Annotated in this window: 30 protein-coding genes and 6 tRNA genes; 18 read left to right on the top strand and 18 right to left on the bottom strand. The window is 47.8% G+C overall.

Annotated elements, in window-relative coordinates:
• Nucleotides 1-318: 318 nt before the first annotated feature.
• Nucleotides 319-1,266, top strand: a complete 948-nt coding sequence (locus tag CLC93_RS07995) for a linear amide C-N hydrolase (protein WP_245837119.1) — start codon at nt 319-321, stop codon at nt 1,264-1,266.
• Between the two features lie 81 nt (nt 1,267-1,347).
• Here the strand turns inward: CLC93_RS07995 and CLC93_RS07990 are convergent, their stop codons facing one another.
• The 4 genes from CLC93_RS07990 to CLC93_RS07975 form a co-directional block, all read right to left on the bottom strand.
• Nucleotides 1,348-2,541 carry an amino acid aminotransferase gene (locus CLC93_RS07990; protein ID WP_095505435.1) on the bottom strand — a complete coding sequence of 398 codons (1,194 nt, stop codon included), beginning with the start codon at nt 2,539-2,541 and terminating at the stop codon, nt 1,348-1,350.
• Nucleotides 2,542-2,639: 98 nt separating this feature from the next.
• Nucleotides 2,640-3,869, bottom strand: a complete 1,230-nt coding sequence (gltS, locus tag CLC93_RS07985; RefSeq protein ID WP_095505434.1) for a sodium/glutamate symporter — start codon at nt 3,867-3,869, stop codon at nt 2,640-2,642.
• 258 nt (nt 3,870-4,127) lie between these two features.
• Nucleotides 4,128-4,214, bottom strand: a tRNA-Leu gene (locus CLC93_RS07980).
• Between the two features lie 35 nt (nt 4,215-4,249).
• Nucleotides 4,250-4,323: transfer RNA gene (locus tag CLC93_RS07975), tRNA-Cys, on the bottom strand.
• A 207-nt stretch (nt 4,324-4,530) separates the two neighbouring features.
• Here CLC93_RS07975 and CLC93_RS07970 point away from each other — a divergent pair.
• The 5 genes from CLC93_RS07970 to CLC93_RS07950 all read left to right on the top strand — a co-directional run bounded on the left by CLC93_RS07970 (nt 4,531) and on the right by CLC93_RS07950 (nt 7,176).
• Nucleotides 4,531-5,475, top strand: coding sequence for a M61 family metallopeptidase (locus CLC93_RS07970; protein ID WP_095505433.1), 945 nt, complete (start codon nt 4,531-4,533; stop codon nt 5,473-5,475).
• Nucleotides 5,476-5,566: 91 nt separating this feature from the next.
• The gene (locus CLC93_RS07965; protein WP_095505432.1) at nt 5,567-5,890 is read left to right on the top strand and encodes a thioredoxin family protein; all 324 of its coding nucleotides are present in this window, start codon (nt 5,567-5,569) and stop codon (nt 5,888-5,890) included.
• 4 nt (nt 5,891-5,894) lie between these two features.
• Nucleotides 5,895-6,287 (top strand): hypothetical protein, encoded by a 393-nt coding sequence (locus tag CLC93_RS07960; protein WP_141237364.1) that lies wholly within the window; start codon nt 5,895-5,897, stop codon nt 6,285-6,287.
• Nucleotides 6,284-6,703: a hypothetical protein gene (locus CLC93_RS07955; protein WP_141237363.1), complete on the top strand. Its 420-nt coding sequence runs from the start codon at nt 6,284-6,286 to the stop codon at nt 6,701-6,703. Before CLC93_RS07960 ends, CLC93_RS07955 begins: the two co-directional genes overlap by 4 nt.
• Before the next feature lie 59 nt (nt 6,704-6,762).
• Nucleotides 6,763-7,176: a hypothetical protein gene (locus tag CLC93_RS07950; protein WP_095505429.1), complete on the top strand. Its 414-nt coding sequence runs from the start codon at nt 6,763-6,765 to the stop codon at nt 7,174-7,176.
• A gap of 39 nt (nt 7,177-7,215) precedes the next feature.
• Here CLC93_RS07950 and CLC93_RS07945 read toward each other — a convergent pair whose 3' ends face one another.
• From CLC93_RS07945 to CLC93_RS07915, 7 genes are all read right to left on the bottom strand, one after another.
• The gene (locus tag CLC93_RS07945) at nt 7,216-7,908 is read right to left on the bottom strand and encodes a hypothetical protein (protein ID WP_095505428.1); all 693 of its coding nucleotides are present in this window, start codon (nt 7,906-7,908) and stop codon (nt 7,216-7,218) included.
• A gap of 32 nt (nt 7,909-7,940) precedes the next feature.
• Nucleotides 7,941-8,014, bottom strand: a tRNA-Cys gene (locus CLC93_RS07940).
• Nucleotides 8,015-8,127: 113 nt separating this feature from the next.
• Nucleotides 8,128-8,676, bottom strand: coding sequence for a CDP-diacylglycerol--glycerol-3-phosphate 3-phosphatidyltransferase (pgsA, locus tag CLC93_RS07935; protein WP_095505427.1), 549 nt, complete (start codon nt 8,674-8,676; stop codon nt 8,128-8,130).
• Nucleotides 8,677-8,723: 47 nt separating this feature from the next.
• Complete coding sequence (gene uvrC, locus CLC93_RS07930) at nt 8,724-10,553, bottom strand: excinuclease ABC subunit UvrC (protein ID WP_095505426.1); 1,830 nt, start codon at nt 10,551-10,553, stop codon at nt 8,724-8,726.
• Entirely contained in the window at nt 10,543-11,196 is a 654-nt protein-coding gene (locus CLC93_RS07925) for a response regulator (protein WP_095505425.1), read from the bottom strand. Before CLC93_RS07925 ends, uvrC begins: the two co-directional genes overlap by 11 nt.
• A gap of 237 nt (nt 11,197-11,433) precedes the next feature.
• Nucleotides 11,434-11,524 (bottom strand) — tRNA-Ser (locus tag CLC93_RS07920).
• A gap of 165 nt (nt 11,525-11,689) precedes the next feature.
• Nucleotides 11,690-11,780 (bottom strand) — tRNA-Ser (locus CLC93_RS07915).
• A gap of 221 nt (nt 11,781-12,001) precedes the next feature.
• Between CLC93_RS07915 and CLC93_RS07910 the strand changes: the two genes are divergently transcribed.
• From CLC93_RS07910 to CLC93_RS07890, 5 genes are all read left to right on the top strand, one after another.
• Nucleotides 12,002-12,661 carry a Bax inhibitor-1/YccA family protein gene (locus CLC93_RS07910; RefSeq protein ID WP_095505424.1) on the top strand — a complete coding sequence of 220 codons (660 nt, stop codon included), beginning with the start codon at nt 12,002-12,004 and terminating at the stop codon, nt 12,659-12,661.
• 64 nt (nt 12,662-12,725) lie between these two features.
• Nucleotides 12,726-13,115, top strand: coding sequence for a sulfurtransferase complex subunit TusD (gene tusD / locus CLC93_RS07905; RefSeq protein WP_095505423.1), 390 nt, complete (start codon nt 12,726-12,728; stop codon nt 13,113-13,115).
• A gap of 20 nt (nt 13,116-13,135) precedes the next feature.
• Nucleotides 13,136-13,492 carry a sulfurtransferase complex subunit TusC gene (tusC, locus tag CLC93_RS07900; RefSeq protein ID WP_095505422.1) on the top strand — a complete coding sequence of 119 codons (357 nt, stop codon included), beginning with the start codon at nt 13,136-13,138 and terminating at the stop codon, nt 13,490-13,492.
• Complete coding sequence (gene tusB, locus CLC93_RS07895) at nt 13,492-13,779, top strand: sulfurtransferase complex subunit TusB (RefSeq protein WP_095505421.1); 288 nt, start codon at nt 13,492-13,494, stop codon at nt 13,777-13,779. The genes tusC and tusB overlap by 1 nt, the downstream gene beginning before the upstream one ends.
• The gene (locus CLC93_RS07890; RefSeq protein ID WP_095505420.1) at nt 13,776-14,105 is read left to right on the top strand and encodes a TusE/DsrC/DsvC family sulfur relay protein; all 330 of its coding nucleotides are present in this window, start codon (nt 13,776-13,778) and stop codon (nt 14,103-14,105) included. Before tusB ends, CLC93_RS07890 begins: the two co-directional genes overlap by 4 nt.
• Here CLC93_RS07890 and CLC93_RS07885 read toward each other — a convergent pair.
• On the bottom strand, nt 14,102-14,860 hold the full coding sequence (locus CLC93_RS07885; protein ID WP_095505419.1) for a Nif3-like dinuclear metal center hexameric protein: 759 nt from the start codon (nt 14,858-14,860) through the stop codon (nt 14,102-14,104). The genes CLC93_RS07890 and CLC93_RS07885 overlap by 4 nt on opposite strands.
• Before the next feature lie 112 nt (nt 14,861-14,972).
• Between CLC93_RS07885 and CLC93_RS07880 the strand changes: the two genes are divergently transcribed.
• From CLC93_RS07880 to CLC93_RS07870, 3 genes are all read left to right on the top strand, one after another.
• Nucleotides 14,973-15,758 (top strand): DUF1853 family protein, encoded by a 786-nt coding sequence (locus CLC93_RS07880; RefSeq protein ID WP_169902893.1) that lies wholly within the window; start codon nt 14,973-14,975, stop codon nt 15,756-15,758.
• 167 nt (nt 15,759-15,925) lie between these two features.
• Entirely contained in the window at nt 15,926-16,450 is a 525-nt protein-coding gene (locus CLC93_RS07875) for a hypothetical protein (protein ID WP_095505417.1), read from the top strand.
• Nucleotides 16,451-16,579: 129 nt separating this feature from the next.
• Nucleotides 16,580-17,104, top strand: coding sequence for a hypothetical protein (locus tag CLC93_RS07870; RefSeq protein ID WP_095505416.1), 525 nt, complete (start codon nt 16,580-16,582; stop codon nt 17,102-17,104).
• An 80-nt stretch (nt 17,105-17,184) separates the two neighbouring features.
• On the opposite strand, the gene rplT is transcribed toward CLC93_RS07870, so the two are convergent.
• The 4 genes from rplT to thrS all read right to left on the bottom strand — a co-directional run bounded on the left by rplT (nt 17,185) and on the right by thrS (nt 20,319).
• Nucleotides 17,185-17,541, bottom strand: a complete 357-nt coding sequence (rplT, locus tag CLC93_RS07865) for a 50S ribosomal protein L20 (RefSeq protein ID WP_095499740.1) — start codon at nt 17,539-17,541, stop codon at nt 17,185-17,187.
• A gap of 17 nt (nt 17,542-17,558) precedes the next feature.
• Nucleotides 17,559-17,756 (bottom strand): 50S ribosomal protein L35, encoded by a 198-nt coding sequence (gene rpmI, locus CLC93_RS07860; protein WP_095499756.1) that lies wholly within the window; start codon nt 17,754-17,756, stop codon nt 17,559-17,561.
• A gap of 82 nt (nt 17,757-17,838) precedes the next feature.
• Nucleotides 17,839-18,357, bottom strand: a complete 519-nt coding sequence (infC, locus tag CLC93_RS07855) for a translation initiation factor IF-3 (protein ID WP_095505415.1) — start codon at nt 18,355-18,357, stop codon at nt 17,839-17,841.
• 27 nt (nt 18,358-18,384) lie between these two features.
• Complete coding sequence (gene thrS, locus CLC93_RS07850; RefSeq protein WP_095505414.1) at nt 18,385-20,319, bottom strand: threonine--tRNA ligase; 1,935 nt, start codon at nt 20,317-20,319, stop codon at nt 18,385-18,387.
• A 244-nt stretch (nt 20,320-20,563) separates the two neighbouring features.
• Between thrS and CLC93_RS07845 the strand changes: the two genes are divergently transcribed.
• Together CLC93_RS07845 and CLC93_RS07840 are read left to right on the top strand one after the other, a co-directional pair.
• Complete coding sequence (locus CLC93_RS07845) at nt 20,564-21,322, top strand: pteridine reductase (protein WP_095505413.1); 759 nt, start codon at nt 20,564-20,566, stop codon at nt 21,320-21,322.
• A gap of 47 nt (nt 21,323-21,369) precedes the next feature.
• Nucleotides 21,370-21,570 (top strand): CPXCG motif-containing cysteine-rich protein, encoded by a 201-nt coding sequence (locus CLC93_RS07840; protein ID WP_095505412.1) that lies wholly within the window; start codon nt 21,370-21,372, stop codon nt 21,568-21,570.
• Here CLC93_RS07840 and CLC93_RS07835 read toward each other — a convergent pair.
• Nucleotides 21,567-22,172, bottom strand: a complete 606-nt coding sequence (locus tag CLC93_RS07835) for a riboflavin synthase subunit alpha (RefSeq protein ID WP_095505411.1) — start codon at nt 22,170-22,172, stop codon at nt 21,567-21,569. The genes CLC93_RS07840 and CLC93_RS07835 overlap by 4 nt on opposite strands.
• 91 nt (nt 22,173-22,263) lie before the next feature.
• Here CLC93_RS07835 and CLC93_RS07830 point away from each other — a divergent pair, with 91 nt between their 5' ends.
• Nucleotides 22,264-23,622 carry an MATE family efflux transporter gene (locus tag CLC93_RS07830; protein ID WP_095505410.1) on the top strand — a complete coding sequence of 453 codons (1,359 nt, stop codon included), beginning with the start codon at nt 22,264-22,266 and terminating at the stop codon, nt 23,620-23,622.
• A 114-nt stretch (nt 23,623-23,736) separates the two neighbouring features.
• Nucleotides 23,737-23,813, top strand: a tRNA-Val gene (locus CLC93_RS07825).
• 64 nt (nt 23,814-23,877) lie between these two features.
• Here the strand turns inward: CLC93_RS07825 and CLC93_RS07820 are convergent.
• Nucleotides 23,878-25,485 carry a hypothetical protein gene (locus CLC93_RS07820; RefSeq protein WP_095505409.1) on the bottom strand — a complete coding sequence of 536 codons (1,608 nt, stop codon included), beginning with the start codon at nt 25,483-25,485 and terminating at the stop codon, nt 23,878-23,880.
• Nucleotides 25,486-25,614: the final 129 nt, after the last annotated feature.

The following is a 25,614-nucleotide window of genomic DNA, read 5'->3' as shown; positions in this document are numbered from 1 at the left end:
GAACCTTACCACGACCAAGTATAGTTCACAAGATGTGAACTCACACAATTTTTAGAGGAAACTGCTCAATGGCAGCTAAGTGCCAACTGAAGCCAGTAGCTACTCGCTGGATTCCCAGTCAAGCTGGGAATGACAAGCAAATTGGGAATGACAAGCAAGTTGGGAACGACGAGACTGAACGACTTTCCCCCAAGCTGAGTTAAACCCACACATTAAATGAATGTGAGGATCCAATCCTCATATCGTGAGTTTGATTACTTTATCTCCAACCCTACTATGAGCGCGTTTTCAACTACCACTCATATTGGAGATCAACTTATGTGTACGTCTATTGCATGGAATACAGAAAACTTTGGGACAATTACTACTCGCACCAATGACTGGATGGAAGCTACGCATCCACAGCTGGGAGGAATTCCTAGCGGAACTCAGCGGTTCATTCAGGGCGCTGGAAATGGCCTGAAGTACACCACCAAATATGACATCGTCGGTGTAATTGCTTACGGTGATTTAGATCTTGTTCATGACGCTGTAAATAGTGAAGGTCTGCAGGTCAATGCGTTATTTTACCGCCCAATGACTATGGAACCGGTTACAAAAGATTCGCAGATTACCCAATTTACCCTAGGCGAGTATTTCCTGGCTAATTACTCAACCGTTGAAGAAATTCTCAGGGAGCTGCCCAATTTAGAGTTAGGGTCGTTAAAACTGGAAGCAATGCCATTGGATATCACCTTGCATTGGTCCGTTACTGATAGAAGTGGCGATCGCGCAATTATCGAGCTAGATCCTGATGGTATTGACGTTTATCGCGGGGATGAAGCAGCAGTAATGACCAACGCGCCTTCAATGAAGGACCATCTTGCCGATCTTAAAAAAGTTAAGCCTATCTGGGTTTCCGCTGATCGTGACTTAGATTTTGGTTCAAACGGTAACAGCAATGCCAGAAGTCGTTTTATTCACGCTAGTTACTTTAAACAATGGCTAAAACAGCCTTCAAGTACTGTTAATGCGATGATGAAACTGTCTACCGTGACCTATCGAGTGCCACAAGATGCACCATACATCGACTTCGGTAAAGGGATGACTGGATATGGCACTGAGTGGTCAATGACGCAAAGCTTGACTACTGGCGATAGCGTTTTTCAATACAACTTTGATGACCATTGGAGTACGGTTAGCTTTAACGTTTACGAGTTAATGGGTAAAAACTTTAGAACCCCACTAGATAAGACTCAACTCTCGACTTTTAGTGTCGAGCCATAGTAACAAGAATCCGAGTTGTTATAGAAAACAAAGAAATAAAAAGGGCCAAATTGGCCCTTTTCAATCTATTGCTCTGTGCAATTACAGGACTGCTTTGATTCCTGCAACCAAGTTATCCATGTTCGACAAAGTCATGCCCGCCACGCTGATGCGACCTGAACCAACGATGTAGATACCGTGCTCATCTTTTAGCTGTGCCACTTGCTCAGGCGTTAGGCCCGAGAAGCTAAACATGCCATTCTGACGTTCGATAAAGCTAAAGTCTTGATCAATACCCGCTTCACCTAGCTTGCTAACAAAGATGGTGCGCATCTGTTGAATGCGATCGCGCATCTCTGCGACTTCGCTGTGCCACAATGCAGTTAACTCGGCGTCATTTAGGATGTGTGACACGATAAGCGCACCGTGAGCTGGTGGATTGGAGTAGATACCGCGAATTAGGCGTTTCACCTGGCTGAAGGCACGAGCGCCCTCCTCTTGGTTGCTGGCAATCAAGCTCACCGCACCAATACGCTCATTGTACAAACCAAAGTTCTTAGAAAACGAGTTTGCCACCATGACTTCTGGTAAGTGTTCGGCAACTAATCTAAGACCAGCGGCGTCTTCGTCGATGCCTTTCGCAAAACCCTGATAGGCAAAATCAAACAGAGGAACCAGGCCTTTTGCCAAACACAGCTCAGCAACGGCTTTCCACTGGTCTAGGTTTAGGTCGATGCCCGTTGGGTTGTGACAGCAACCGTGGACCAACAGCACATCTCCGGCTTTCGCGGCTTCAAGATCAGCCACCATGCCATCGAAGTTTAAACCGTGGCTGGCTTTGTCGTAGTAGCTGTAGCTGGCGACTTCTAGGCCCGCCGCTTGGAAAATAGCGCTGTGGTTAGCCCAGGTTGGATTGCTTACCCAAATTTTGTTGGCGCCAGCGACTTTGTTTAAGAACTCAGCTGCAACACGTAACGACCCTGTCCCGCCTGGTGCTTGCGCGGTAAAGACTCGGTTGTCTTTAAGTAGTGCTGACTCGCTACCAAACAACAAGGCCTGAACCGCTTTGGCATACGCTGGAACGCCTTCAATGCCAAGATATGACTTGCTGGTCACCTGCTCTAGCAACGCAGTTTCTGCGCGTTTAACCGAATCGAGAACCGGAGTTTGACCGGCTTCGTTTTTATAGATTCCCACGCCTAAGTTGATCTTGTTGCTGCGAGGGTCGGCTTTAAAAGCCTCGGTTAAACCTAGAATGGGATCGGCGGGAGCTTGCTCGATAGCGGAAAATAACATTCGGCCTAAGTCCTTAGTTGTAGCTTGTGTTTTCGACCTAGGATTTATAACAAAAAAAGAGGCGTAATCCTATGAATTACGCCTCTCTAAAATGAAGATTAGTGAAGTATCGCGATAAAGGTCTGCAGAACCACCAAATTGGCGATATCAATGAAGAATGCTCCCACGATTGGGACCACCACAAACGCTTGTGGTGATGGGCCATAACGGGTCACCAAAGTCCCCATGTTCATCACCGCGGTCGGCGTGGCACCCATACCGAAACCACAGTGACCACCAGACATAATCGCGGCATCATAGTTACGCCCCATGGCCCGGAATGTCACCCAATAACAGAACAGTGCCAACACCATGGTTTGTACGATTAGGATCACCAGCAGCGGCAGTGCTAAATCGAGTAACTCCCAGAGTTTTAGGCTCATCAAGGCCATGGCCAGGAACAAGTTAAGCGAAATAGTACCGATTGCATCTAGCGTCTCTTTGTTGATCTTGTAGAAACGGCCGTAGTCACACAGGTTGGTAATCACCACACCAATAAACAGGGCAAATACAAAATTAGGCACTTTTAAGAAGGAAACTCCGAGGCCGTCAACCCAGTCTTTGACATAGCCCGCGAGGACCACACACAAGAGTAAAATGAACAGGGTTTGAATCGTACTCTTGGCGGTAATTCGGTCTTCCTCGACGTCGATATAAGTCACAACGTCCGGATTCTCAATGTGGTGGTTAACCCCTGGTGTCTCGTCATAATCCGAAGACAACTGGTGCTTTTTGATGAGCTTTTGCGCAACCGGCCCACCAATCATACCGCCCATCACTAAACCAAAGGTGGCTGCAGCCATGGCGAGTTCCAGTGTTTCTATACCAAAATCTTCACTAAAGGTTTGCGCCCAAGCGGCACCAGTGCCATGTCCGCCAGACAAAGTAATTGAACCGGCGACCAAACCAAGTAAGGGATCTAACCCGAACGCGGTGGCAACAGAGACGCCGATGCTGTTTTGAATGACGATGTATATGGTAGCAATGGCCAAAAAGACAAAAACTTTGACGCCGCCTTTGGCTAGCAGTTTAAAGTTTGCAGCTAGACCGACGCTCGCAAAAAACATCAGCATGAGCGTGTCTTTTGCAGGTAAATCGAATTGAATACTAATGCCACGAAAATGCAATACGGTAATTCCAGCAGCCATGATTAGGCCGCCGATTATTGGCACGGGTATGTTGTAGTTCTTGAGAAAGGCGCTCTTGCGCGAAATGAAGTAGCCAATGAACAGCACAGACATGGCGACCAGCAAAGATTCGGACGTACCGACTTGGATCATTGTGGGGATGCCTCCCTTATCATGTTTATTGTGCTTGCTTAAACCTTAGTTGTTAGACAAGGAGTTGCAAGCCAATTAACCGAGATGACTTGTTGATTGTTCGGGGTAAATTATCCTGATTTTTGCAACCTAAGCTGTGGTGTTAGCAAGAGCCTTGGTGTGTTTATCGAAGGCTTATCCCGAACTTTCATTCCATGAGCCAAAGCTAAACAAGCTAGGGTCTCACAAAAAAAAAGCCCATCTTTCGATGAGCTTTTTATAAGAATATGGTGCCCGGGGCCGGACTTGAACCGGCACGAGGAAACCCTCGAGGGATTTTAAATCCCTTGTGTCTACCAATTTCACCACCCGGGCTGGGTGTCTTAACGAGCTAGCTCGAAAAGATAAAGTGGAGGCGCGACCCGGAGTCGAACCGAGATCGACGGATTTGCAATCCGCAGCATAGCCATTCTGCCATCGCGCCTTTGTTGTGGACTTGCCTCAACGCCCGAGGAATTCTACCGTTATTGTTGTCAGTGTCAACACAACTTCCGGCATTGGATTATCGTTTGATGAAATTTTATCTAATTAGCACAAACACATGCTGCTAATCAGTCAAAAATCGCTCGAAGCGGTGGCAAAACCGACTAAGGATAATAGACCAAACACGGATTCGTTGCGTTGAACAAGTATGAAAACTAGACACTCTCATTTAATCGCTGCGCTACTTCTGTCCCTTTTGCCTTTGCAATCGGTTGCCGAACAACGGATTGCCAACAATAGCGATGCCGAAATACGCGTTATTGCGAACGACTTATCCTCAAACGATCAGCAAAAGATCCACCAATGGCTGTCTAAATTGGTTGGCAGTATCGAGTATACCTTCGGAAAATTCCCGCTTGAGCGCGCCAATTTCAATGTGCGTACAACCCGTTCGTCTAGAGAGCCAATCCCCTGGGGCCAAATTAAGCGACGTGGAACCGAAGGGATCCATTTTGTGGTGGACCCAAGCTATCCCTTAAAAAGGTTTAATCAAGATTGGACCGGCTATCACGAAATCGCACATCTCATGATCCCCTATCCAGGCGACGAGGACTTATGGCTGTCCGAAGGCCTAGCCAGCTACTGGCAACAATTTTTGCGCTACAACGCTGGTGTGCTAACAGAGCAGCAAGCGTGGCAGGCTCTGTATGCTGGCTTTCAACGAGGTGAGCGCGATACTCGCTATTCAAGCATTCCACTCTATCGATTATCTGACGACATGCACTCGAAGCGCAGCTATATGCGGGTGTATTGGAGTGGCGCCGCGTTTTGGTTAGAGGCCGAGTATCTGATGCTCAGCCAACAGCATACTTCGGTAGTAACCCGCTTAGCCAATGCCTACCGTCCCTATCGAACCCAGAGTTTTACCAGCGGCGAGCGAGTAATACGCGCCTTATCTGGTGAACAGTGGCCACAATTGAGCCGCCTGTACCGAAAGTGGCAAGAATCTCACGGGTTACAAATGCCTTTAAAAGCTTTGGATTGGTTTGGCGTGAAAGTCCAAAAAGGAAAGGTTCGGCTAAACCCCAACTCGCCCTTCCCTGAGCGCCGGCAGTTAGCTTACCGAGCAGCACCTAGCGACAACCGTAATTGATTTCTAATGAACGCAAGGCTCAAGTGTAAACCTTAGAAATCCTACATCCTCTAACCTGTGTCGCCAATTTCATCGACAAGACAGGTTATCTATGCGAGCTCCACTTTTATCACTGTGTTTGCTATTCCCCAGTTCACTACTGGCTCAACCCCATGAGCTACAAGCGCCTATCACCCTATTCTTTTCGTACAAGTGCCAGCCCTGTAGGGCGATGCACAAATTCTTGAAGGACTACGCCCAAAGACATCAAGTTAAAGTGGATTTCATAGAAGTTGAAAAGCATCCAGAAAGCATTAGTCGATACGGACTGCGAGCTACACCCACTGTGTTCATTAAAAATGAGCCGGTGGACCTTAGCAAAATCACCAGCTTTGAAGATTTTGAACACTTATTGCTTGCCGGCCCCAAAGGCTAACTAAGTGATGCTAAGACTCATTACATTAATCTTGTGGTGCGTTCCGTTTGCCGCGCTATCGCACTCTCAAACGCCAGCCAGAATCTCTGGCAAGGTCATTGTGACACCAGAGTTTGGAGTGAAGATCACCCTGGCCAATCGAAACGCCTTCCCTCAGGTCTACGAAATACTGGTTAACGATAAGGTGCTTGGGGAAGTCTTTCTACCGCCACAAGAGCTGCGGGAACTTTCTGTAATTCTAAAGGCAGATAAGTGCGGGCTGTGGGACACAAAAACCATCGCTAGCCATTCTAAATTGTCTGAGCATCAAAGTGTTCGCACCAGGATCACCACGCGGGTTGAGTACTTCTCGCCTTGTGTGATTAAGCCTGAGACTAACGCGGAGAGTCGTCAATGAAACCTATGTTGTTAATTATGAGCCTGTTGCTCGCAGCGACAGAGCTGCAAGCCGCTAATATGCCTAGCCCAACCATGGCCCAAGGGGATCGGATTCGAGTCAGAGGAGAAACTGGCATAGAACTCGATGCCACCTACGCTCCAAAAATGACCATACAAACCGGCATCATGGCGGGCAAAGACAATGGTCGTGAGCGCTGGCACGACTGCTTTAATCGACGTAATCGCGATGAAGGAATGGTTTACATCCAGGCGGTGATCCCTATTACCTTTGGTGATAAACCCCAAGCTGACCCAACTCGTTTATACGACTTGGAGCTGAGAGCCCGCCAGGCTCACATCGAAAAACTTGAAGCCGAAATTGAATTGCTACGCGCCTCTGCGCAAGCGCAACAACACTCAAGCTTTAGCGAGTAGCGTGCAATTTCATATGTGGGGTTGTTTGAACCCTATCTATCCATCACAAAGAGAAACCTATGAAGAAATACCTTCCACTATTCTTACTAGCTCCAATGGCGCAGGCTAATTACTCAACCGGTATGTTTACCGACAGAGTTGATGAAGTGCGTCAGATCATAATCACGTCCAACGACGGCAAAATTAACTTCAACAATGAAAGTGACAAGCAAGCCTTGCACTTTAAAGTGCTTTCAAACGCGGCTGAACAAGAAACCGTACGAATTACTACCGACCGCGCGATTAACGAGGCCAATACGATTAGCGAGAGTGATGTGAGCTATGCCATTGACCGAGAAAAGCTCAATGGCGATACCATATTGCTGCGCCCGAGCGATAGTTACGAGTATCAACTACAAAGCTTTTTACCCTTCGACAGAGACACAGCACGCGCCGGTTACTATGAAATTGTAACTACTATTTCCCTAGATTAAATCAGAGCACAAGGACGTGCTTCTGCGATTGGTCTTACCTTAAGACTCTTCTTTCCAACTGGTCCATTCTGGGATCAGGCGAGGATCGCCATAATCGCGAACAAAACGCACAAAGGATTGCGGTACTGGAATGTCGTATTTGTCTTTAAAGGCGCTATTGAGCTTCCAGTGGCTGTTATACCCTTGCTGGTACATATCAAACGCTAGATCGGCACGACGCCAAAACGCAGGGTTTGCTTGACCTCTGACCGACTGCCAAGGGAAACGGGATTTGTTTGATTCAGGATGAGCAATGATATGGCTACCCATCATGTGCAAAAGCTTAGAAAGATTAGCTTCACCGATTTCCTGAATGGACAAAGTCTTTATGCTTTCAAGATCGCTACCGACCAATGCAGCCACACGCTGAATCAGAAAATCAAGGTCTAGGCTTGAGGCTAACTCATACCCTATCCAATCGAGCCTGAGCAAAATGGCATCTCTGTACTCTTCCTTGGTAAAGGTTTTGTCTCGCAGCGCTTTGCGAAAAGCTATGGAGTTCTGACTCTTAAGCAGCAGGTGTTGTTGAAGTTCCGGGTATTCATCAAGGGCCTGAGTGTTTGCCGACAGAACCTCAAGCAACTTGTCTTGGTCCACAAGTAGCTCACCTAACTGCCTTTTTGCTTTATCGTCCATCACCACCTCACTGTCGCGTCTTGCCAATGATAGCCACAAACTAAAAAGGCTGCCCATCTGAGCAGCCTTTCTAATTATTGCTTTTAAAGTGGAGGCGCGACCCGGAGTCGAACCGAGATCGACGGATTTGCAATCCGCAGCATAGCCATTCTGCCATCGCGCCAAAGGTTAAGGGCTTGCCTTAACGCTGGAGGCATTCTACCGCCTCACTGACTACTGTCAACCGCGCCAACGCCATAACTGCAGGCTTTTTAAGCGCTTGTTTCAGTAATTTGATTAACGTCTCGCTAAATCCTGCCAAGCGGCACGTAAATACAGCCACATTGACCAAAATGTCAGCAAAGTCGCGACGTATAAAAGGATGACTGCCAGAGTGATGATTAACTCGTTGTGTTGCCAGATGAGACCGGTAATCGCGACCATTTGAGTCGCGGTTTTGACCTTACCCAATAAGGACACAGCGACATTGCCGCGTTTGCCTAACTCAGCCATCCACTCTCGCAATGCTGAAATAACGATTTCACGGCTGATCATGATGGCCGCTGGTAAGGTTATCCACCACACCGAATAGTGTTCAGCCAACAAAACCAGAGATATTGCCACCATTACCTTGTCAGCGACCGGATCGAGAAACGCGCCAAACTCAGTGGATTGGTTCAAGCGGCGCGCCAGATAACCGTCCAAATAGTCTGTGATCGACGCCAAGACAAAAATTGCCGCAGCAGCAAAATATGCCCAAGAAACAGGAAGGTAAAACACCACCACAAACACTGGTATCAGTAATAAACGAAACAGTGTGAGTGCGATGGGAATGTTAAATATCATTAAAAAGCCAGCTAGTTGTTTGCTGCGAGCATCTTGCCTGAATTCAGTTAGTCTCGCAACGCATCGTGGATGGTTTTGGCCATTTCTTGACTGATACCCGGTACTTTTGCGAGTTCTGCCACACTGGCACTTTTGACTTGTTGTAGCCCGCCCATAAACTGCAGCAGAGCTTTACGGCGTTTAGGCCCAACCCCTTCGATTTGTTCCAAACTGGAGACTCGTCTTGCCTTACCTCGTTTAGCTCTGTGGCCGCCTATGGCGAAACGGTGCGACTCGTCGCGTATGTGCTGCAACAAATGCAAGGCCGGCGAATCCCCTTCTAGGTTAAAGCGATCGTGGCTTTCGCCAAGAATGATGGTTTCAAGCCCGGGTTTACGACTTTCCCCTTTAGCGATGCCCAACAGCAAAGGGCGTTGTTCGGTTTGAGGTAGCAAATCAGCTACTATAGACTCAGCGGCCTGCAACTGCCCTAGCCCACCATCGATCACTAACACATCTGGCATCACACCTTCCTTAGCGACTCGGTTCAAACGGCGCTTGAGCACCTGAGCCATGGCGGCGTAATCGTCACCTGGAGTGATACCTTTGATGTTAAAGCGACGATACTGTCCGGTTTGTGGACCTTCGCGATTGAACACCACGCAAGAGGCTACCGTGGCTTCGCCTTGGGTGTGACTAATATCGAAACACTCCATCCGTTGGATTTTGTGATTGAGTTCTAGCGTTTGTTCTAACAGATTAAATCGTTGGTTAACCGTACTCTTGTGGGCCAATCGAGTGATCACCGCGGTTTTGGCATTGGTACTGGCCAAACGCATAAACTTGGCCCGCTCTCCACGAACATTGTGGCGGATAGCCAGCTTTGCTCCGCGGCGTTGTTCAAGGACTTGCTGTAAAGCACCCTCGTCTTCAAAGGGTAAGGTCACTAAAATCTCAGCGGGTAAATCTTGGCGCTGTTGTTGATTGAGATAGAACTGCAGCAAAAAACTTTGCAGAACCTCGTCCACTTCAGAGTTTGATGGCACTTTCGGAAAGTAACTGCGACTGCCGAGTATTTTACCGCTGCGCACGAACAACAAATGGAAACAAGCCATGCCGCGCTCGTAGTGCACACCAATGACGTCTAGTTCTCCAGACGCTTGATTGACTTCCTGTTGCTCAGAGACTTTACGCAGCGCACTGATTTGATCGCGATAGTTGGCGGCTTGTTCATAGGCCATCGACTCAGCGGCGTGCTCCATCTTTTGCACCAGCGCCTTAATGATGTCTTGGTTTTTGCCGCGCAAAAACAACTTGGCCAGATTAACCTGGTCTTGATAATCCGAATCCGACACCTTGTCGACGCAAGGACCGAGACAACGGCCAATTTGGTACTGCAAACACGGACGCGATCGCGCTCGATAAAAGCTGTCCTCGCACTGGCGAATTGGAAACAGCTTTTGCATCAAATGCAGGCTTTCGCGAACTGCCGAACCATTGGGGTATGGCCCAAAGTAGTCACCTTGTACCTTTTTGGCGCCTCGGTGATAAGCAATTCGCGGGTGGCGATGATCGGTTATCAAAATGTAGGGATAAGATTTGTCATCTCTAAGCAGTACGTTGTATTTCGGCATGTACTGCTTGATGAAATCGTTTTCAAGGATAAGCGCGTCGGTTTCGCTGTGAACCACAGTCACTTGAATATCCGCAATATTGGACACGAGCGCTATGGTCTTGGCGTTGGTTAGGGTCTTTTGAAAGTAGCTACTTAAACGCTTTTTCAGGTCTTTGGCTTTACCGACGTAAATGACTTCACCCTTGTCATTGTACATGCGATAGACACCACTTTGATTGGTGGTGTTTTTTAGAAAAGCTTTTGAATCGAAACTATTGGTCATTTGGTTGGAAAGGAAGATCCACTAACCCGTATTCTGCAGCCAACTTGGCCATCTCTTGGTCCGATTCTATGTGAAGTTTCTTAAAGATTCGATAGCGAAAGCTGTTAATGGTTTTGCGGCTAAGCTCGAGGATCTCGGCGATATCTGCTGCTTTTTTGCCATTGGCAATATAGTAGGCAATCTGGAGTTCACGTTTCGACAAACTATTGAAGTTTTCAGCAGACGGCGCTTCCTTGGGTACAAGCTGGCTATTAGCACAGGCCGCTCGCATTAACCGTTGGCCTGAAGCGACCTTACGAACCGCGGTTATCATGTCCGATGGCAAAGAATCTTTAGTGATAAAGCCAAAAGCGCCTACCTGATCCATGGTATCGGTAATCGCCTCACCAGCGGCTACCGTTAATATCAGTATTCGTTGCTGTGGGTTTAGTTCTAAAATGCGGCGCGTGGCTTCGATGCCACCAATGCCTGGCATGTTCAAATCCATAAGAACTACATCAGCTTCGTTGCCTTCGGCCCACTTAACCGCGCATTCTCCAGTATTGGCCTCGCCAATTACGCTGATGTTGGCGTCGTCTTCCAGTATTCGACGGACGCCGGTGCGAACGATGTCGTGATCGTCCACCAAATATACGTTAATCACTGTTAACCCTGCCCATGCTTACTGTTTTTTGAATTTTTGTTTAAGGCACACTCGAATTTACCGAAAATTCGAGGCTAACGCCAATCGCAAGCGTGTTTAATTGCCGCAAACCGGCCTGCAATCAAGCATAGCAAGGGATCTGTGAGCTGTTTGGTATATCGTTAAACCCAGAATCAACAGAGTTGAATTTCAAGCACAAAAAAGCCCGCTTGTTTCCAAGCGGGCTTTCGTACCTTATGGCGGAGGAGCAGGGATTTGAACCCTGGATAGGCTACAAACCTATGCCGGTTTTCAAGACCGGTGCATTCAACCACTCTGCCACCCCTCCGCAGCAGATGGGCGCATATTAAAGTGAAGCGTTTAGGCTGTAAAGTCCCTTTTGCGAAATTTTGTTTAACTGCCTAATGCTTGTGCAAGTCGGTGAATTGTTGTTCTGGAGTGAATTTTGGACACAAAAAAGCCCGCTTGTCTCCAAGCGGGCTTTCGTGCCGTATGGCGGAGGAGCAGGGATTTGAACCCTGGATAGGCTACAAACCTATGCCGGTTTTCAAGACCGGTGCATTCAACCACTCTGCCACCCCTCCGCAGCAGTGGAGCGCATATTATCGGGAACTTCTGGCCTTGTAAAGTCTAGTTTGAATAAAAACTCACCCATCAAACCTTTCTGGGGTATTTTTCGTAATAACAACGCAGTTCTGAGTGCTTGTACTTGTCAAACCCTTAGCTAATCTGCACAATTTCAACGGAACTAATCTGGAAAAGATTGACCTAATAAACAAAGTAATTCATTCAGTTGGAGATACTCATGGCTCATCCGTCTGCAGTAAGCAGTACCGGTCGTACCTTAGAAATTAACCGCGTTCTGCGAAACACCTACTTGCTATTGTCTATGACATTGTTGTTCAGCGCCGTCATGGCTGGCGTGTCGATGGCTATCGGCATCAGCCCTATGATGGGACTCGGTTTGTCCATTGGCTCCTTGGTGCTACTGTTTGTTACGCTTAAGAAAGCCGAAGGTGCAAGCGGGATCTTCTGGATTTTCGCCTTTACTGGTATGCAAGGTATGTCCTTGGGTTGGATCCTAAACCACTATGCCGGCATGTCTAACGGCCCAGGCCTTATCATGCAAGCGCTTGGTCTAACGTCCGCTATCTTTATCGGTCTGTCGCTTTATGTGATTACCACCAAGAAAGACTTTTCTTTCATGCGCGGTTTTTTATTTGCCGGCCTGCTAGTAGTTATTGGCGCAGCGCTTATCAACATCTTCGTTGGTAGCCCGGTCGCCTTTATCGCAATTAACGCGGCAATCGCCATGTTGATGACAGGTCTTATTTTGTTCGATACCAGCCGTATTGTTAACGGTGGTGAGACAAACTACATTCGCGCAACCGTGTCTTTGTATTTGAACTTCATTAACTTGTTCATGAGCTTGCTACACCTTCTAGGTATGGGCGGCGACGACTAAGTTCTTACCCCAGTTCAATTTAATGCTAAAATGGCCCGCTAAGGGCCATTTTGTTTTTCGGAATATGAACAGCTTCGTCATACTAGTTAATCACCCACCCTATGGTAACCAACACGCCTACTCTGCGCTAAGATTTGCAGAGTCTGCAATCGCTAAAGGCCACTCGGTACCAAAAATATTTTTTTACCAAGACGGTGTGTACAACACCAGTGCCCTACTTTCACCTCAGTCAGACGAACTCAATTTGGTCAATCGCTGGACCTCGTTGGCGCAGAAGCACAAGGTAGAGCTTATTAGCTGTGTTGCTGCCGGCCTTCGCCGCGGTGTGGTTCATCAAAGCGACAGTCAGGAATACGACCTACCCGCTGCTAACATGCACCCTAAATTCATAGCCGCAGGCCTTGGTGATCTGGTGACCGCCATTGAAGAATGCGACCGACTGGTACAGTTCTAACCCATGAAGCATTTAGCCCAATGAAACATTTAGCAATCGTTTTCAAAGACGCCAGCCTTGGCTCCAGTAAAGGGCGTGAGGCACTAGATTTGGCCTTATTGAGCGCCAGCTACGAGCAACAAGTCAGTCTGCTATTTGTCGCTGATGGTGTGTATCAACTATTACAACAACAGCAACCCGACTTGCTGGAAAGCAAAAACTACATATCCACATTCAAAGCCCTACCAATTTACGACGTAGAGGAAGTACTGGTGTGTGAGCAGTCCTTGCTGCAACGGGCCATCGACGTATCAGAGCTGCTAATTGACGTTGAGGTTTCTAAGCTAGAGCGTATACAAGGTCTATTGAAGCAAGCTGACCAAGTGGTGGTGTTCTAATGATTTTGCACTGGATAAAACAAGCACCTCAGGACGACAACGGCTTAGAAGTCTGCTTAGAACTGATTGGCGCCAATGACACGCTTTTGTTGAGTCAAAATGCGGTAATAGCCGCTTGCCAACCACGTTGGCGCCAGGCCCTGGCTAATCACAAGGTAATGGTTATCGAGCAAGACGTTATTGCCCGAGGCCTTTCAGAGAAATTGCTGGTAGAATGCGACCGCATTGAAATAGAACAGGTGATCGATCTCAGTATCGAGCACCAAAAAGTAATCAGTTGGTCATGATAGAATTCAACGGTCAAACCATTGCTACCGATAAGCAAGGTTACCTTAGCGACATAAAAGAGTGGACGCCAGAATTGGCGGTCGTACTAGCAGAATCTGAAAACATCGCACTCAGTGATGCCCACTGGGAAGTGGTGAACTTTGTTCGCGACTTTTACCTAGAGTTTAACACTAGCCCTGCGATTCGAGTGTTGGTCAAAGCCATTGCGCAAAAGCTTGGCGAAGACAAAGGTAACTCTAAGTACCTCTACAAACTCTTTCCTAAAGGGCCTGCCAAGCAAGCCACCAAAATTGCTGGCTTGCCCAAACCCACCAAGTGCATTTAAACCGGATTGGATAAATCTAGGTGATGCCACTCTAACTCAAACTGGGATGCTAAATGCTCGCCGAGTGCTTGAATACCATAGCGCTCGGTGGCGTGATGCCCCGCACCAAAGTAATGAATCCCCTGCTCCACTGCACTATGGAAAGTGCGCTCGGACGCTTCACCACTGATAAAGGCATCGACTCCAAGCTCGGCCGCTTGGTCGATATAATCTTGAGCACCGCCAGTGCACCAGGCTAAGCGCTTAATCGGCTTGTTGCCCGCGGCTATGGTAAGTGGTTCGCGATTTAGCGTATTTGATAACAAGCTTGCGAAGTCATCAGGGCTAAGGGCCTTTTCCAGCTCCCCTGTCCACAACAAATCCTGTTTAACACTAGGGTCGATTGTTGGATTTTGAATGCCCAGCTTGCTTGCCAATTGGGCGTTATTGCCCAGAGTTGGGTGGGCATCGAGGGGCAAGTGATAGCCGATAAGATTGATGTTGTTAGTTAAAAGCGCTTTCAACCGACGTTGTTTCATGCCCACCACCAGTGGGCTTTCGCCTTTCCAAAAGAATCCGTGGTGGACCAGGATAGCGTCGGCGTTTAGCTCCACTGCTTTGTCTATTAGAGCTTGCGAGGCAGTCACACCGGTAACTAGGGTCTTAACTTGCGTACTACCTTCGACCTGCAGCCCGTTGGGGGCGTAGTCTCTGAACTTAGCGCTATCGAGCAATTCATCAATGTATTGAACCAGTTGTTGGGTGCTAACGCTCATTCGGTTTCCTTGTCGTTTCTATTTGCCCTTATTAAGCACAGGCGGAAATACTAAAACGCCTATGATAATCTGAGCCTTACATTATGCCTAGCATTAACACAGCAGGATGCCCGTGACTCAATCAAGTGTTGCCGACAAACTCGAATGGTTGCTCAAAAGCTCGCCTTTGATGCGTTTTCAGCCCCCTTTTGCCATGCCAGGTACGCTGCATCAGGCATTTGTCGACCAGGGCCTCAAGAGTTTACAAGCATTGAACAGCGGCACGATTGAAGCACCTGAATTGCCAACCCGTATCGGTTTTCAGTTTGAAGCTTTGGTGTTGTGGCTGTTAGAACAAGACCCGCACTACAAAGTCATTGCGCACAACCAAGCCTTTCAATGGCAAGGACAAACCTTGGGCGCAATCGACTTTATTCTTGAGCATTTGCCCAGTGGGCAAGTTCATCACTGGGAAGTAGCGGTTAAGTTTTATTTGGCCATAGAGCAGAATGGTGAGCGCCGCTATTTGGGGCCTAATGCCAAAGACGAGCTGGCGGCAAAGTCGGCGCGTATGCATCAACGCCAGCTCACCCTGCTTGCCCATCCTGCTGCGAAAGCCTGGTTAACAGAGTCTGGAATTTCCATTGATGCAAGCTACGGCTTCAGTCGCGGCATTATTTACTACCCACCTCACTTGTCGGCAAAGCCAGATTCACTGCTTTTACCCGAGCATGGTAAGGGGCTATGGTCACACGAGACTAAAGCGCCAGACGGATTGAATTATCTGAAACGAGATGATTGGCTGTGCCAAAGTGCTGCTGGGCTAATCGATCAGCCAGAGCGCATACCAGCCGCCGCCAGAGCCAACGACCAACAATTGTGGATGATCGTCAGTAAAGACTGGCCATTTGATTATTAATTTTCTTCTGTGAAGGCCGCCCAGCGGTTCTACACCTCCTAAACATCACTCCTAAACTCGAGTCAGACTAGTAGGAAGATTTCTACCTATACTCTATTTAGAGGAGCAATAGTAATCGACCTGCCTAACTGGTAGGCCGACATCTTATATCACGTGGAGTAAATTTTATGACTCTGCTTCCACAGGCAGTCTTGAGTCGGCTGGCTATTTTACTGGTTGGTCTAATGTGTGCCTCACTCTCAATTACCTCTGTATCGGCCCAAGAACTCTCAATCAGCGAATTAGTTAAAAACCTTAATGACAAACGTCATGCCTATATGGAGACCTTCAATGAGTTGGTTGAAGATAAAGATCTGGCCTACGAGTGTCGCTACTCTTATGGGAGTACAATTCTACGAAGATCCTTTTGCTATCACGCGTTCGAGTGGAGAATTCGAGCTGAACGAAAAGGCTTTTCCTCGCCAACAGGCTCTGCTGCAAAGTTTGGCATTGGGGGTGCTGCTAGCGACTACGAAAAAACAAAGAAAAAATATCAAGAGCGCTTCGCGAGTCTTGAAAAAGCTTTTAACGAAATGCTAGAAGACCACCCTTCTCTAAACACCAGCTATAACGAATTCATCGAACCGCAACAGGCCTATCAGCGCGGTCATGTGGCAAAATTTGGTATTTTCAGCAAGTATTACAAGGACTAAGGAGTAGTCTGCAGAATTTATGTCAGGACACATTAATTAGATTTGTTGCTAAACTGTTTTTAGAGGAGCAAAAGGATTCGTTCTGTCTGATGGGCAGAGCGAGGTGTAATTTCAACTGGAGGAAATTCTATGACACTGCGTCCCCAATTACGTTTTAGTCAGCTGGCCCTTGTGTTGCTTGGCCTGACTCTAGCCGCAATATTGCCAGCAAAGGTATTGGCTAAAGACCCATCTCTCAGCGAATTGGTCAAAGTCCAAAAAGAAAAGCGCGAGGCCTTTATGGAGACCTTTAATGAGCTGGTTGAAGATAAAGACTTTGCCTATGAGTGTCGTCAGGTTTGGCATGCAATCTCTCATGTTAGAACACCGCAGTGCAAACACGCGTTCAACTGGCGAATTTCGTCAAAAATTAAGAGTAAGGATCTTCGCACGTATCCATCAACTCCAAGATATGTCGACCCTATGATCCAGAAGTTGGAAAAAAACGCTGAGTTTCAAGAACGTCAAGCCAGTGTGCGGAAGGTGTTTAATCAGATGTTGAAAGACCACCCGTCACTAACCAACAGCTACAACGAATTAATGACAGCTAACCAAGCTTACCAGCGTGCCCACGTTGAGAAGTATGGCAAGGCCAGTAAGTTTTACAATCAGTAAACTAAGAGCTCCGCTAGTGGTAATTGGACACAAAAAAAGGAGCCTTACGGCTCCTTTCTTCTAAGCAAGAATCTTACAGCTTACGCCAAAGCTTCTTTTGCTTTTCCAACCAATACGCCGAAGGCGTGCTGGTCGAATACAGCGATATCGGCAAGGATCTTACGATCGATTTCGATAGACGCTTTCTTCAAGCCATTGATGAACTGGCTGTATGACATACCGTTTTGACGGGCCGCAGCGTTGATACGAGCAATCCACAGTTGACGGAATTGACGTTTCTTCTGACGACGGTCACGGTAAGCATATTGACCGGCTTTGGTTACAGCCTGTACCGCTACGCGATAAACGCGTGAACGAGCACCGTAATAACCTTTAGCTTGCTTTAAAATCTTCTTGTGACGGGCACGAGCCGTTACACCACGCTTAACTCTTGGCATTGTTCTCTCTCCTCAAATTAAGCAAATGGAAGCATACGTGCTACTGATGCTACATCGCTGGCCGCAACCATAGACTTAGCACGCAGATGACGCTTACGCTTAGTGGATTTTTTGGTCAAAATATGACGTAAGTGGCTTTGCTTGCACTTGAAACCGCCAGAGGCAGTTTTCTTGAAGCGCTTAGCAGCACCACGGTTGGTTTTCATCTTAGGCATGAAAAACTCCGCATTGTAAAGTAAATAAACAATAGCAAGGCGGGCAAATGGACGAGCCATTCGCCACTTTCTAAAGCCCTAACTATTTCTTCTTAGGTGCAAGCACCATTACCGCTTGGCGACCTTCCATTTTCGGGAATGCCTCCACCACGGCGAGTTCGGCCAAGTCGTCCTTAATCCGGTTTAACAGATTAATTCCGAGTTCTTGGTGGGCCATTTCACGCCCACGGAAACGCAAAGTTACCTTTGCCTTGTCTCCGCCTTCGAGGAAGCGAGTCAGGTTGCGTAGTTTTACCTGATAATCGCCCTCATCAGTTCCAGGACGGAATTTAACTTCCTTAACCTGGATCTGCTTTTGCTTTTTCTTCTGTTCTTTCTTGGCCTTTTGGCGCTCGAACAGGAATTTGCCGTAGTCCATAATCCGGCAAACCGGAGGCTCTGCATTTGGGCTGATTTCTACTAAATCCAAACCCGCTTCTTCAGCTAGGTTCTGCGCCTCACGCAGACTGACAACACCAACAGCTTCACCGTCTTGATTCGATAAACGGACTTCCGTTAAACCACGAATCTCATCGTTTAAACGGTGCTCAGCTTGCTTCATTGGTCGTTTGTTATTGCCTTTTATGACTTATTCCTCCAGTAAACTTAGACTACGGCTCGAAATTTCTTGTGTAACTGCTTGAGTAAAGTCGGAAATCTTAATCTTACCGAGATCTTTACCGTTGCGAGTTCGAACCGCGACTTCCCCATTTTCCATCTCTTGATCGCCTACGACCAACAAATATGGGACACGCTTTAATGTGTGCTCGCGAATTTTAAAGCCAATCTTCTCATTTCTCAAGTCCGATTTTGCTCGAATTCCAGCGTCGTTAAGCTCTCTAACAGTTTGTTTGACATAGTCAGACTGTTTATCTGTGATATTCATCACCACCGCTTGGGTCGGAGCCAACCAAGTTGGGAAACGACCGGCGTACTCTTCTATAAGAATACCAATGAAACGCTCAAGCGAACCTAAAATCGCACGGTGAATCATTACCGGTACTTTGCGAGTGTTGTCTTCGGCTACGTAGCTCACGTCCAAACGCTCAGGTTGTGGCATTGAGAAGTCCAACTGAATGGTACCGCATTGCCACTCGCGCTCTAGACAGTCGTGCAAAGTGAACTCAATCTTAGGACCGTAGAAAGCGCCCTCGCCTGGCTGAATTTCGTATTCCAGTTCGTTGGCTTTTAGCGCATCGGCCAAACCTTGCTCGGCTTTGTCCCAAAGATCATCGGAACCAATGCGATGTTCTGGACGGGTCGACAGTTTGATTTCAATTTCGTTGAAGCCAAAGGTCTTGTAGGTGTCGAACACCATTTGGATGCACGAAGTCACTTCGTCCAAAATTTGGTCTTCTGTACAGAATACGTGAGCATCGTCCTGAGTGAACGAGCGTACACGCATCAAACCGTGCAGAGAGCCCGATGGCTCGTTGCGGTGAACCAAACCAAATTCCGCCATGCGGTATGGCAGGTCGCGATACGACTTAAGGCCCTGCTTAAAGATCTGCAAGTGACCTGGGCAGTTCATCGGTTTAACCGCGTAGGTGCGCTTTTCAGACTCAGTGGCGAAAATCATGTCCTGGTACTTGTCCCAGTGACCGCTTCGCTCCCACATCACTCGATCCATCACTAGCGGAGTGCGAACTTCTTCGTACTCAAATTTGCGTAGCTGGCCGCGCATGAAGTCTTCTAGCTCTTTGTAAACGGTCCAACCGTCGTTGTGCCAGAACACCATGCCAGGGGCTTCTTCTTGCCAATGGAACAAATCTTGCGCTTTACCGATTTTACGGTGATCGCGCTTAGCGGCTTCTTCTAGTCGGTGCAAGTGCGCTTTAAGCTGCTTCTTGTCGCCCCAAGCGGTGCCATAGATACGCTGCAGCATCTTGTTGTCTGAGTTACCGCGCCAATAGGCACCGGCCACGTTCATCAACTTAAAGTGATGGCAGAACTTCATGTTTGGTACGTGTGGACCACGACACATGTCGACGTACTCTTCGTGATGATAAAGACCAGGCTTGTCATCACGAGAAACGTTCTCGTCGAGGATTTCCACTTTGTAATCTTCACCGCGCTCGGCAAAGGTATCGCGTGCTTCTTGCCAGCTCACCACTTTCTTGACTACGTCGTAGTTGGTTTTGGCCAACTGCAGCATGCGCTTTTCTAGCGCTTGCAGGTCTTCTTGAGTCAGTTTGTGCTCTAAATCGATGTCGTAGTAGAAACCGTTATCGATGGTTGGGCCAATGGCCATTTTCACGTCTGGGTACATCTGCTTAATCGCGTGACCCAAAAGGTGCGCACAAGAGTGGCGAATAATCTCAAGACCGTCTTCATCGCGAGCGGTGATGATTTCAAGTTTGGCGTCGTGCTCAATCAGATCGTGAGCATCGACACGAGAACCATCCACACGACCAGCGATACAGGCTTTTGCAAGGCCTGGGCCAATGTCGGCGGCAACTTGATAAGTAGAAACGGCTTGTTCGAATTGACGTTGAGAACCGTCAGGAAGCGTAATAATCGGCATTTTAATCCTTCTCCAGTGGTGACCCCTACCAAGGATCACGTAGATTCATGCAATATAAGTGAGGTTCGCATTGTTATCCGTCGCCTTTACACTAGGCGGAGCGGGCTGCTACTTGCAGCAAAACGCGAAGAACAGGCATGATACCCAAAGCAGAGTCTGGGTGCCACCCTAGAAAACAAAAACTAAATGCGGATTATCGGCCTGTAAAGACGCACGGATTGTATAAACATTCATGGAGTTAGCTATGAGCCAGAGTCACGAGTCGCCAGTTGCATTGGTCACAGGCGCGAGTAAGCGTTTAGGCGCCGCCATCGCCCGTCGACTGCACAGCGATGGCTACCGTTTAATCTTGCACTTCAACGGCTCCAGTGCACAAGCGCAAGCCTTGGCAGAAGAACTTAATCAACGAAAAGCCAATTCCGCGGTTTATTTGGGGCAAGACCTAAGCCAATTAGCACAGTTAGCCAGTTTCGCAGATAAAGCCGCCGCTGTATTTGGTCGCGTGGATGTTTTAATAAACAATGCGGCTGTGTTTTATCCCACGCCTATGGCTGACTTTAGTTTGGCTGATGCTGAGCAAACCCTGGCAGTCAATGCACTTGCACCCGTGTTGCTAGCTCAGGCACTCACTCCCAAGCTGAATCAATCATCCGCCGCTAGTATCGTAAACCTGATTGATATTCACGCCGAAAAGCCTTTGTATCAGCATGTTCTATACTCAATGGCGAAAGCGGCACTGGCCAGTGCCACCTTGTCTATGGCGCAAGAACTGTCGCCTCGCATCAGGGTAAATGGTGTCGCTCCGGGAGCCATCTTGTGGCCGGAACAGTCCAGCCAAGAAGCACAAGAGCAGGTTTTAGAGAATATCCCGCTAAAGCGCTGCGGGGAGCCGAACGACATAGCCGATACGGTTTCATTTTTGGTAGTTCAAGCCCAGTACATCAATGGCCAGATCATTAATGTGGACGGCGGACGCAGCGCGATGGGATACCAAGGTGCATAGAAATCTGGTGCCTATCAACAAGGCACCGAGCCATAAGGTAACAGGTTATGAGCCTTCGCAACCAAAGAGTATCTTGCCCGCACTGCGGGCACCACTTCCACTTACAGCTAGATACTAGCCAGGGCGATCAGGACTTCAGCGAAGACTGCCCTAATTGTTGTCACCCAATTCATTGCCAGCTTCACATTAATGAACTCAATAGAACCATAGAAGTCCATATCGACGCAGACAACGAACAGTATTATTAGCGCTCGGCCAACACACGCTCTACTGTTTCGACAATGGCCTGAGTCTGCGGATCAATCTCAATATTGATTCGTTCGCCCACTTGACGCCAGTTGAGGTTAGTGCGCGCCAATGTCTCCGGAATCAAATTAACCGCAAAACGCGTGTTTTCTACTTCGGCAATGGTCAGTGAAATGCCATCGATACCGATATAGCCTTTATTAAACACATAACGACGCCAATCAGGCGCAACATCAAACCAGACTCGGCAATTGTTGTCGCTCTTTTCAATAGAATGAATTTTTGTGGTGGTGTAAATATGGCCAGACATGCTGTGGCCACCGATTTCATCACCGAAACGCGCCGCTCGTTCCACATTCACTTTGTCACCTACCCTAAGCTCGCCCAAATTGGTCAGCCTTAAGGTCTGTGCCATCAGGTCGAAACTCAGTTGGTTGGCTTGGGCTTTAGTCACAGTTAAGCAGCAGCCGTTGTGCGCCACCGACGCGCCTAACTCAATGCCTTTTGCAAAACCATCGCTAACCTCAATTACATGAGTTTGGAATTCCTGTTTGGCATCTATCGATACAACACGAGCGGTTTCGTGAACAATTCCGGTAAACATAACAACTGACTCTTTAACTTTAGGGAAGCGTCACTTTATCATGTATGCTTGCCGCCAAACGATAGGCCGTTCAACTTTTACAAAAACACTAATGAGCCAAACTAAGCACCACTTAAGCGCCATTGTAAAACTGGCGATCCCAATATTTATCGCCCAGTTAACCCAAACCATGATGGGGTTCATCGATACCCTAATGGCCGGTCGCGTGGGTGCGTTAGATATGGCTGCCGTGGCGATTGGTTCAAGCCTGTGGTTGCCCGCTATTCTATTCTTAAGCGGCTTTTTGTTGGCATTAACCCCTTTAGTCGCCAACGCCCATGGCGAAAACCAAACCGATAAGATTGCGCCTATCTTCGTGCAAACTTGTTATTTGGCGCTTGCCTGCGCCATGGTGGTATTCGGCATACTCGGGTTTGCCCCAGCCTTGCTTGACTGGATGGACTTAGAAACCGAACTCACTCAAATGGCCGGTGACTATGTGTACTGGATAGCTTTTGGTGCGCCGGCCTTTACCGTTTATCAGGTACTAAGAAACACCAGTGAAGGCATTAGCTATACCTTCCCTACCATGGTGATTGGGTTTATCGGCTTGATGGTGAATATTCCCGCCAATTACATTCTAATTTACGGTCATTTCGGGCTGCCAGCCATGGGTGGTGCCGGCTGTGGCATGGCAACCGCTATTGTCTATTGGGCCATGTGTATTAGCATGATTCTGTACGTGCACTTTCACCCAAGGCTTAAGTCGCTGCAGCTATTCAGCCAATGGCGAACGCCTGATTTCGGTTTTATGCTGCGTATGCTTAAGTTGGGCTTCCCGGTGGCCATGGCCCTGTTTATGGAAGTGTTTCTATTTGCCACTGTGGCGCTATTAATAGCGCCGCTTGGAACTATCGTAGTGGCTGGTCATCAGGTGGCTAACAACTTCTCCGCTCTTGTCTTCATGCTTCCACTATCGCTTGGTATAGCTGCATCCATTCGCGTCGGTTATTTTGTTGGGGCCAATCGTTACGACTTAGCCCGTTTTAACGCCAAGTTAGCCATAGGACTTGGCCTTGCATTGGCCTCTTTAACTTGTGTGTTAACCCTGGTATTTCGTTTTAAAATCGCAGAACTCTATACCAGCGACCCGCAAGTGTTGGCGTTGGCCACTAGCCTGATGCTGCTCGCCGCCGTCTATCAACTGTCAGATGCCGGCCAGGTCATCTGCGGTGGTGCTCTGCGTGGCTACAAAGACATGAACGCCATATTTGTCATTACCTTTGTCAGCTTTATGCTCGTCGGTTTGAGCTCGGGTTACATACTTGGGTTAACCGACTGGATTGTCGAACCCATGGGTGCTCACGGGTTCTGGGTTGGCTTTATTACCGGCCTAACAACCGCTTCTATTTTGTTGGGACTGCGCCTGCGTTGGTTACAAGCTAAACTCGCATCTGAATTCACGGCTTAATTGCTCGTCAATTTGCACAGCAAATGCGCAGTTGACAACTTTTTGCCGAATTGGCCTTGCATGGCTTTAGGTAAACCCAGTAATATAGCGCTCGTCCGCTAGAGATAGCGCAGTACAACCGTAGCTCAGCTGGTTAGAGCACCACCTTGACATGGTGGGGGTCGGTGGTTCGAGTCCACTCGGTTGTACCAAATTCCGTAAAAACGCCCGCTTATCGCGGGCGTTTTTCGTATCAGGCTCTAAGTTCTGGCCAAACTAGAAGCGATAACCCAAATTCAGCGTCGCCGCAGCGCGCGTCTTGCCCTTACTGATGATCCCTGTCAGATTAAAATTCTTTCCAAGTTGCTTATTAAATCCAACCAAGCCTGCCCAACGCTTAGTACGAATTCCAACGTCGTAAGCCATTTCAACACCACCGATATTGACTTCACCATCAATAAAGTCATCAATACCCTGATACTCAGCTCCAACAAAAAACTGTGCGCGATGTTGCGGCATCTGGTAACCCAACATAGGTTGAGCCGTAAAAATACTGCCACCCCAACGTTTGGCACCAGCGCGCTTTGTTTTGGTAAAAGTACCTGTTACCGATGCAAAAAAGTTCTTGTAGCCAATTGATATGGTGGTTCCTATCCCAACTAAATCGTATTGAAGATGAATAGGCACGTGAAAGTCCGCTTGAGGGACATTTATCGGCTGCCCAATACACTCGCCTCCTAACTCGACACCAATACAGGTATTCACTCCTTTGAAGTGAGAGTCGACATCGCCGTGTACATCCAGTTTTCCAACCAAGCCAAACACATTCCAAAAAGGCAGTATGTAAACGTCACCACGCAAGGTCGTGCTCTCTGTATTCACCACTGCATGGGTTTTGGCTGGGTCAACAAAGGTTTCGACAATTTGTGGGTCTAAACCAAATACGCTAAAGCTGGTGAAATCAAATTCGGTGTCCTGGTTTCGGTAGGCCAACGAAACTCCGAAAGGATTGGGTAGATCGATGCCTTTTCGACGCAATGTATCACCAAACAGTGGAAACACTCGCTCAAGCTTTACGTTTTGATGTTGATAGCGAGGATCAGCAAGCTGGTATAACAAATCTTGACGTCTAATAATGGTGCCCATGGCTTCGTCATATATCGCAACTGGCTTGATATCTAGGACCACTTGGCAGTCTTGTTTATCACATTGCCCAGAAGCCGTTATTTGCTTCTCTTGAATCACATAGCGACCGTCACTGAGTTGTTCAAACGATATGGTTTGGCGGTAATCCTGCACCCTACCTAAAGGATGCTGAAAGGGTTTGGAATTGCGGATTAACATTGACATCACTTTACCCGCTTCAACGATCACTTCTGCCTTCATGTGTCGAAAGTAGGCCAGTTCTTGAGGTAGAGCGAACTTGGAAAATCTGAAATTTACTTGAGTTTTGCCACCACCAAGTTCTATGACTTGAACCGAGTTTTTATCGTAAGAATCGGCGAACTGACGCAGTTTGTACTCAATAAAGGCCATGTCCCGAATCTGGTCTATGGTCTGCTTACTATGACTTAACTTTGATTCGTCATAACGTACTTCTAAATGCATTCTGCCTTTATCGTCGGTCGAGTGGACAAGGAAGTATTCGCTTGATTTGGTCTGCTCGCCTTTGGTAACCGACTTGGTTACGTGTTCCACAAAATGCTTGGTCTGACCCAACTCGCTTAACGCAAGGCGCGGCAGGTCTTTTGGGATTCCTAAAGCTTCCAGGGACGGATTCGTATTTAGTTGTTTGCCGCTGGTATTTGCAGCGTTGACCGTGCTCACTAAAAACAACTGAATGCTGACCAAAGTGAATAAAAAGCTGAGTCTTAAATTCGGCATGGATTGTCCTGACAGTTACTATGCGAAAGGGGCGAAGAAACGGCAGTTAACTGCCGCCTCTTCGAAGTTGCGCATAGCCTAAGGACTTAGAGAGTTTGGCGTTAATCGCTTTTGTAGGATGCGATCCTC

This window comes from Paraferrimonas sedimenticola, assembly GCF_002282855.1.
Lineage (GTDB): Bacteria > Pseudomonadota > Gammaproteobacteria > Enterobacterales > Shewanellaceae > Paraferrimonas > Paraferrimonas sedimenticola.
Note: the sequence above shows the minus strand (reverse complement) of the source record. Positions and strands in the feature narration are given on the sequence as shown.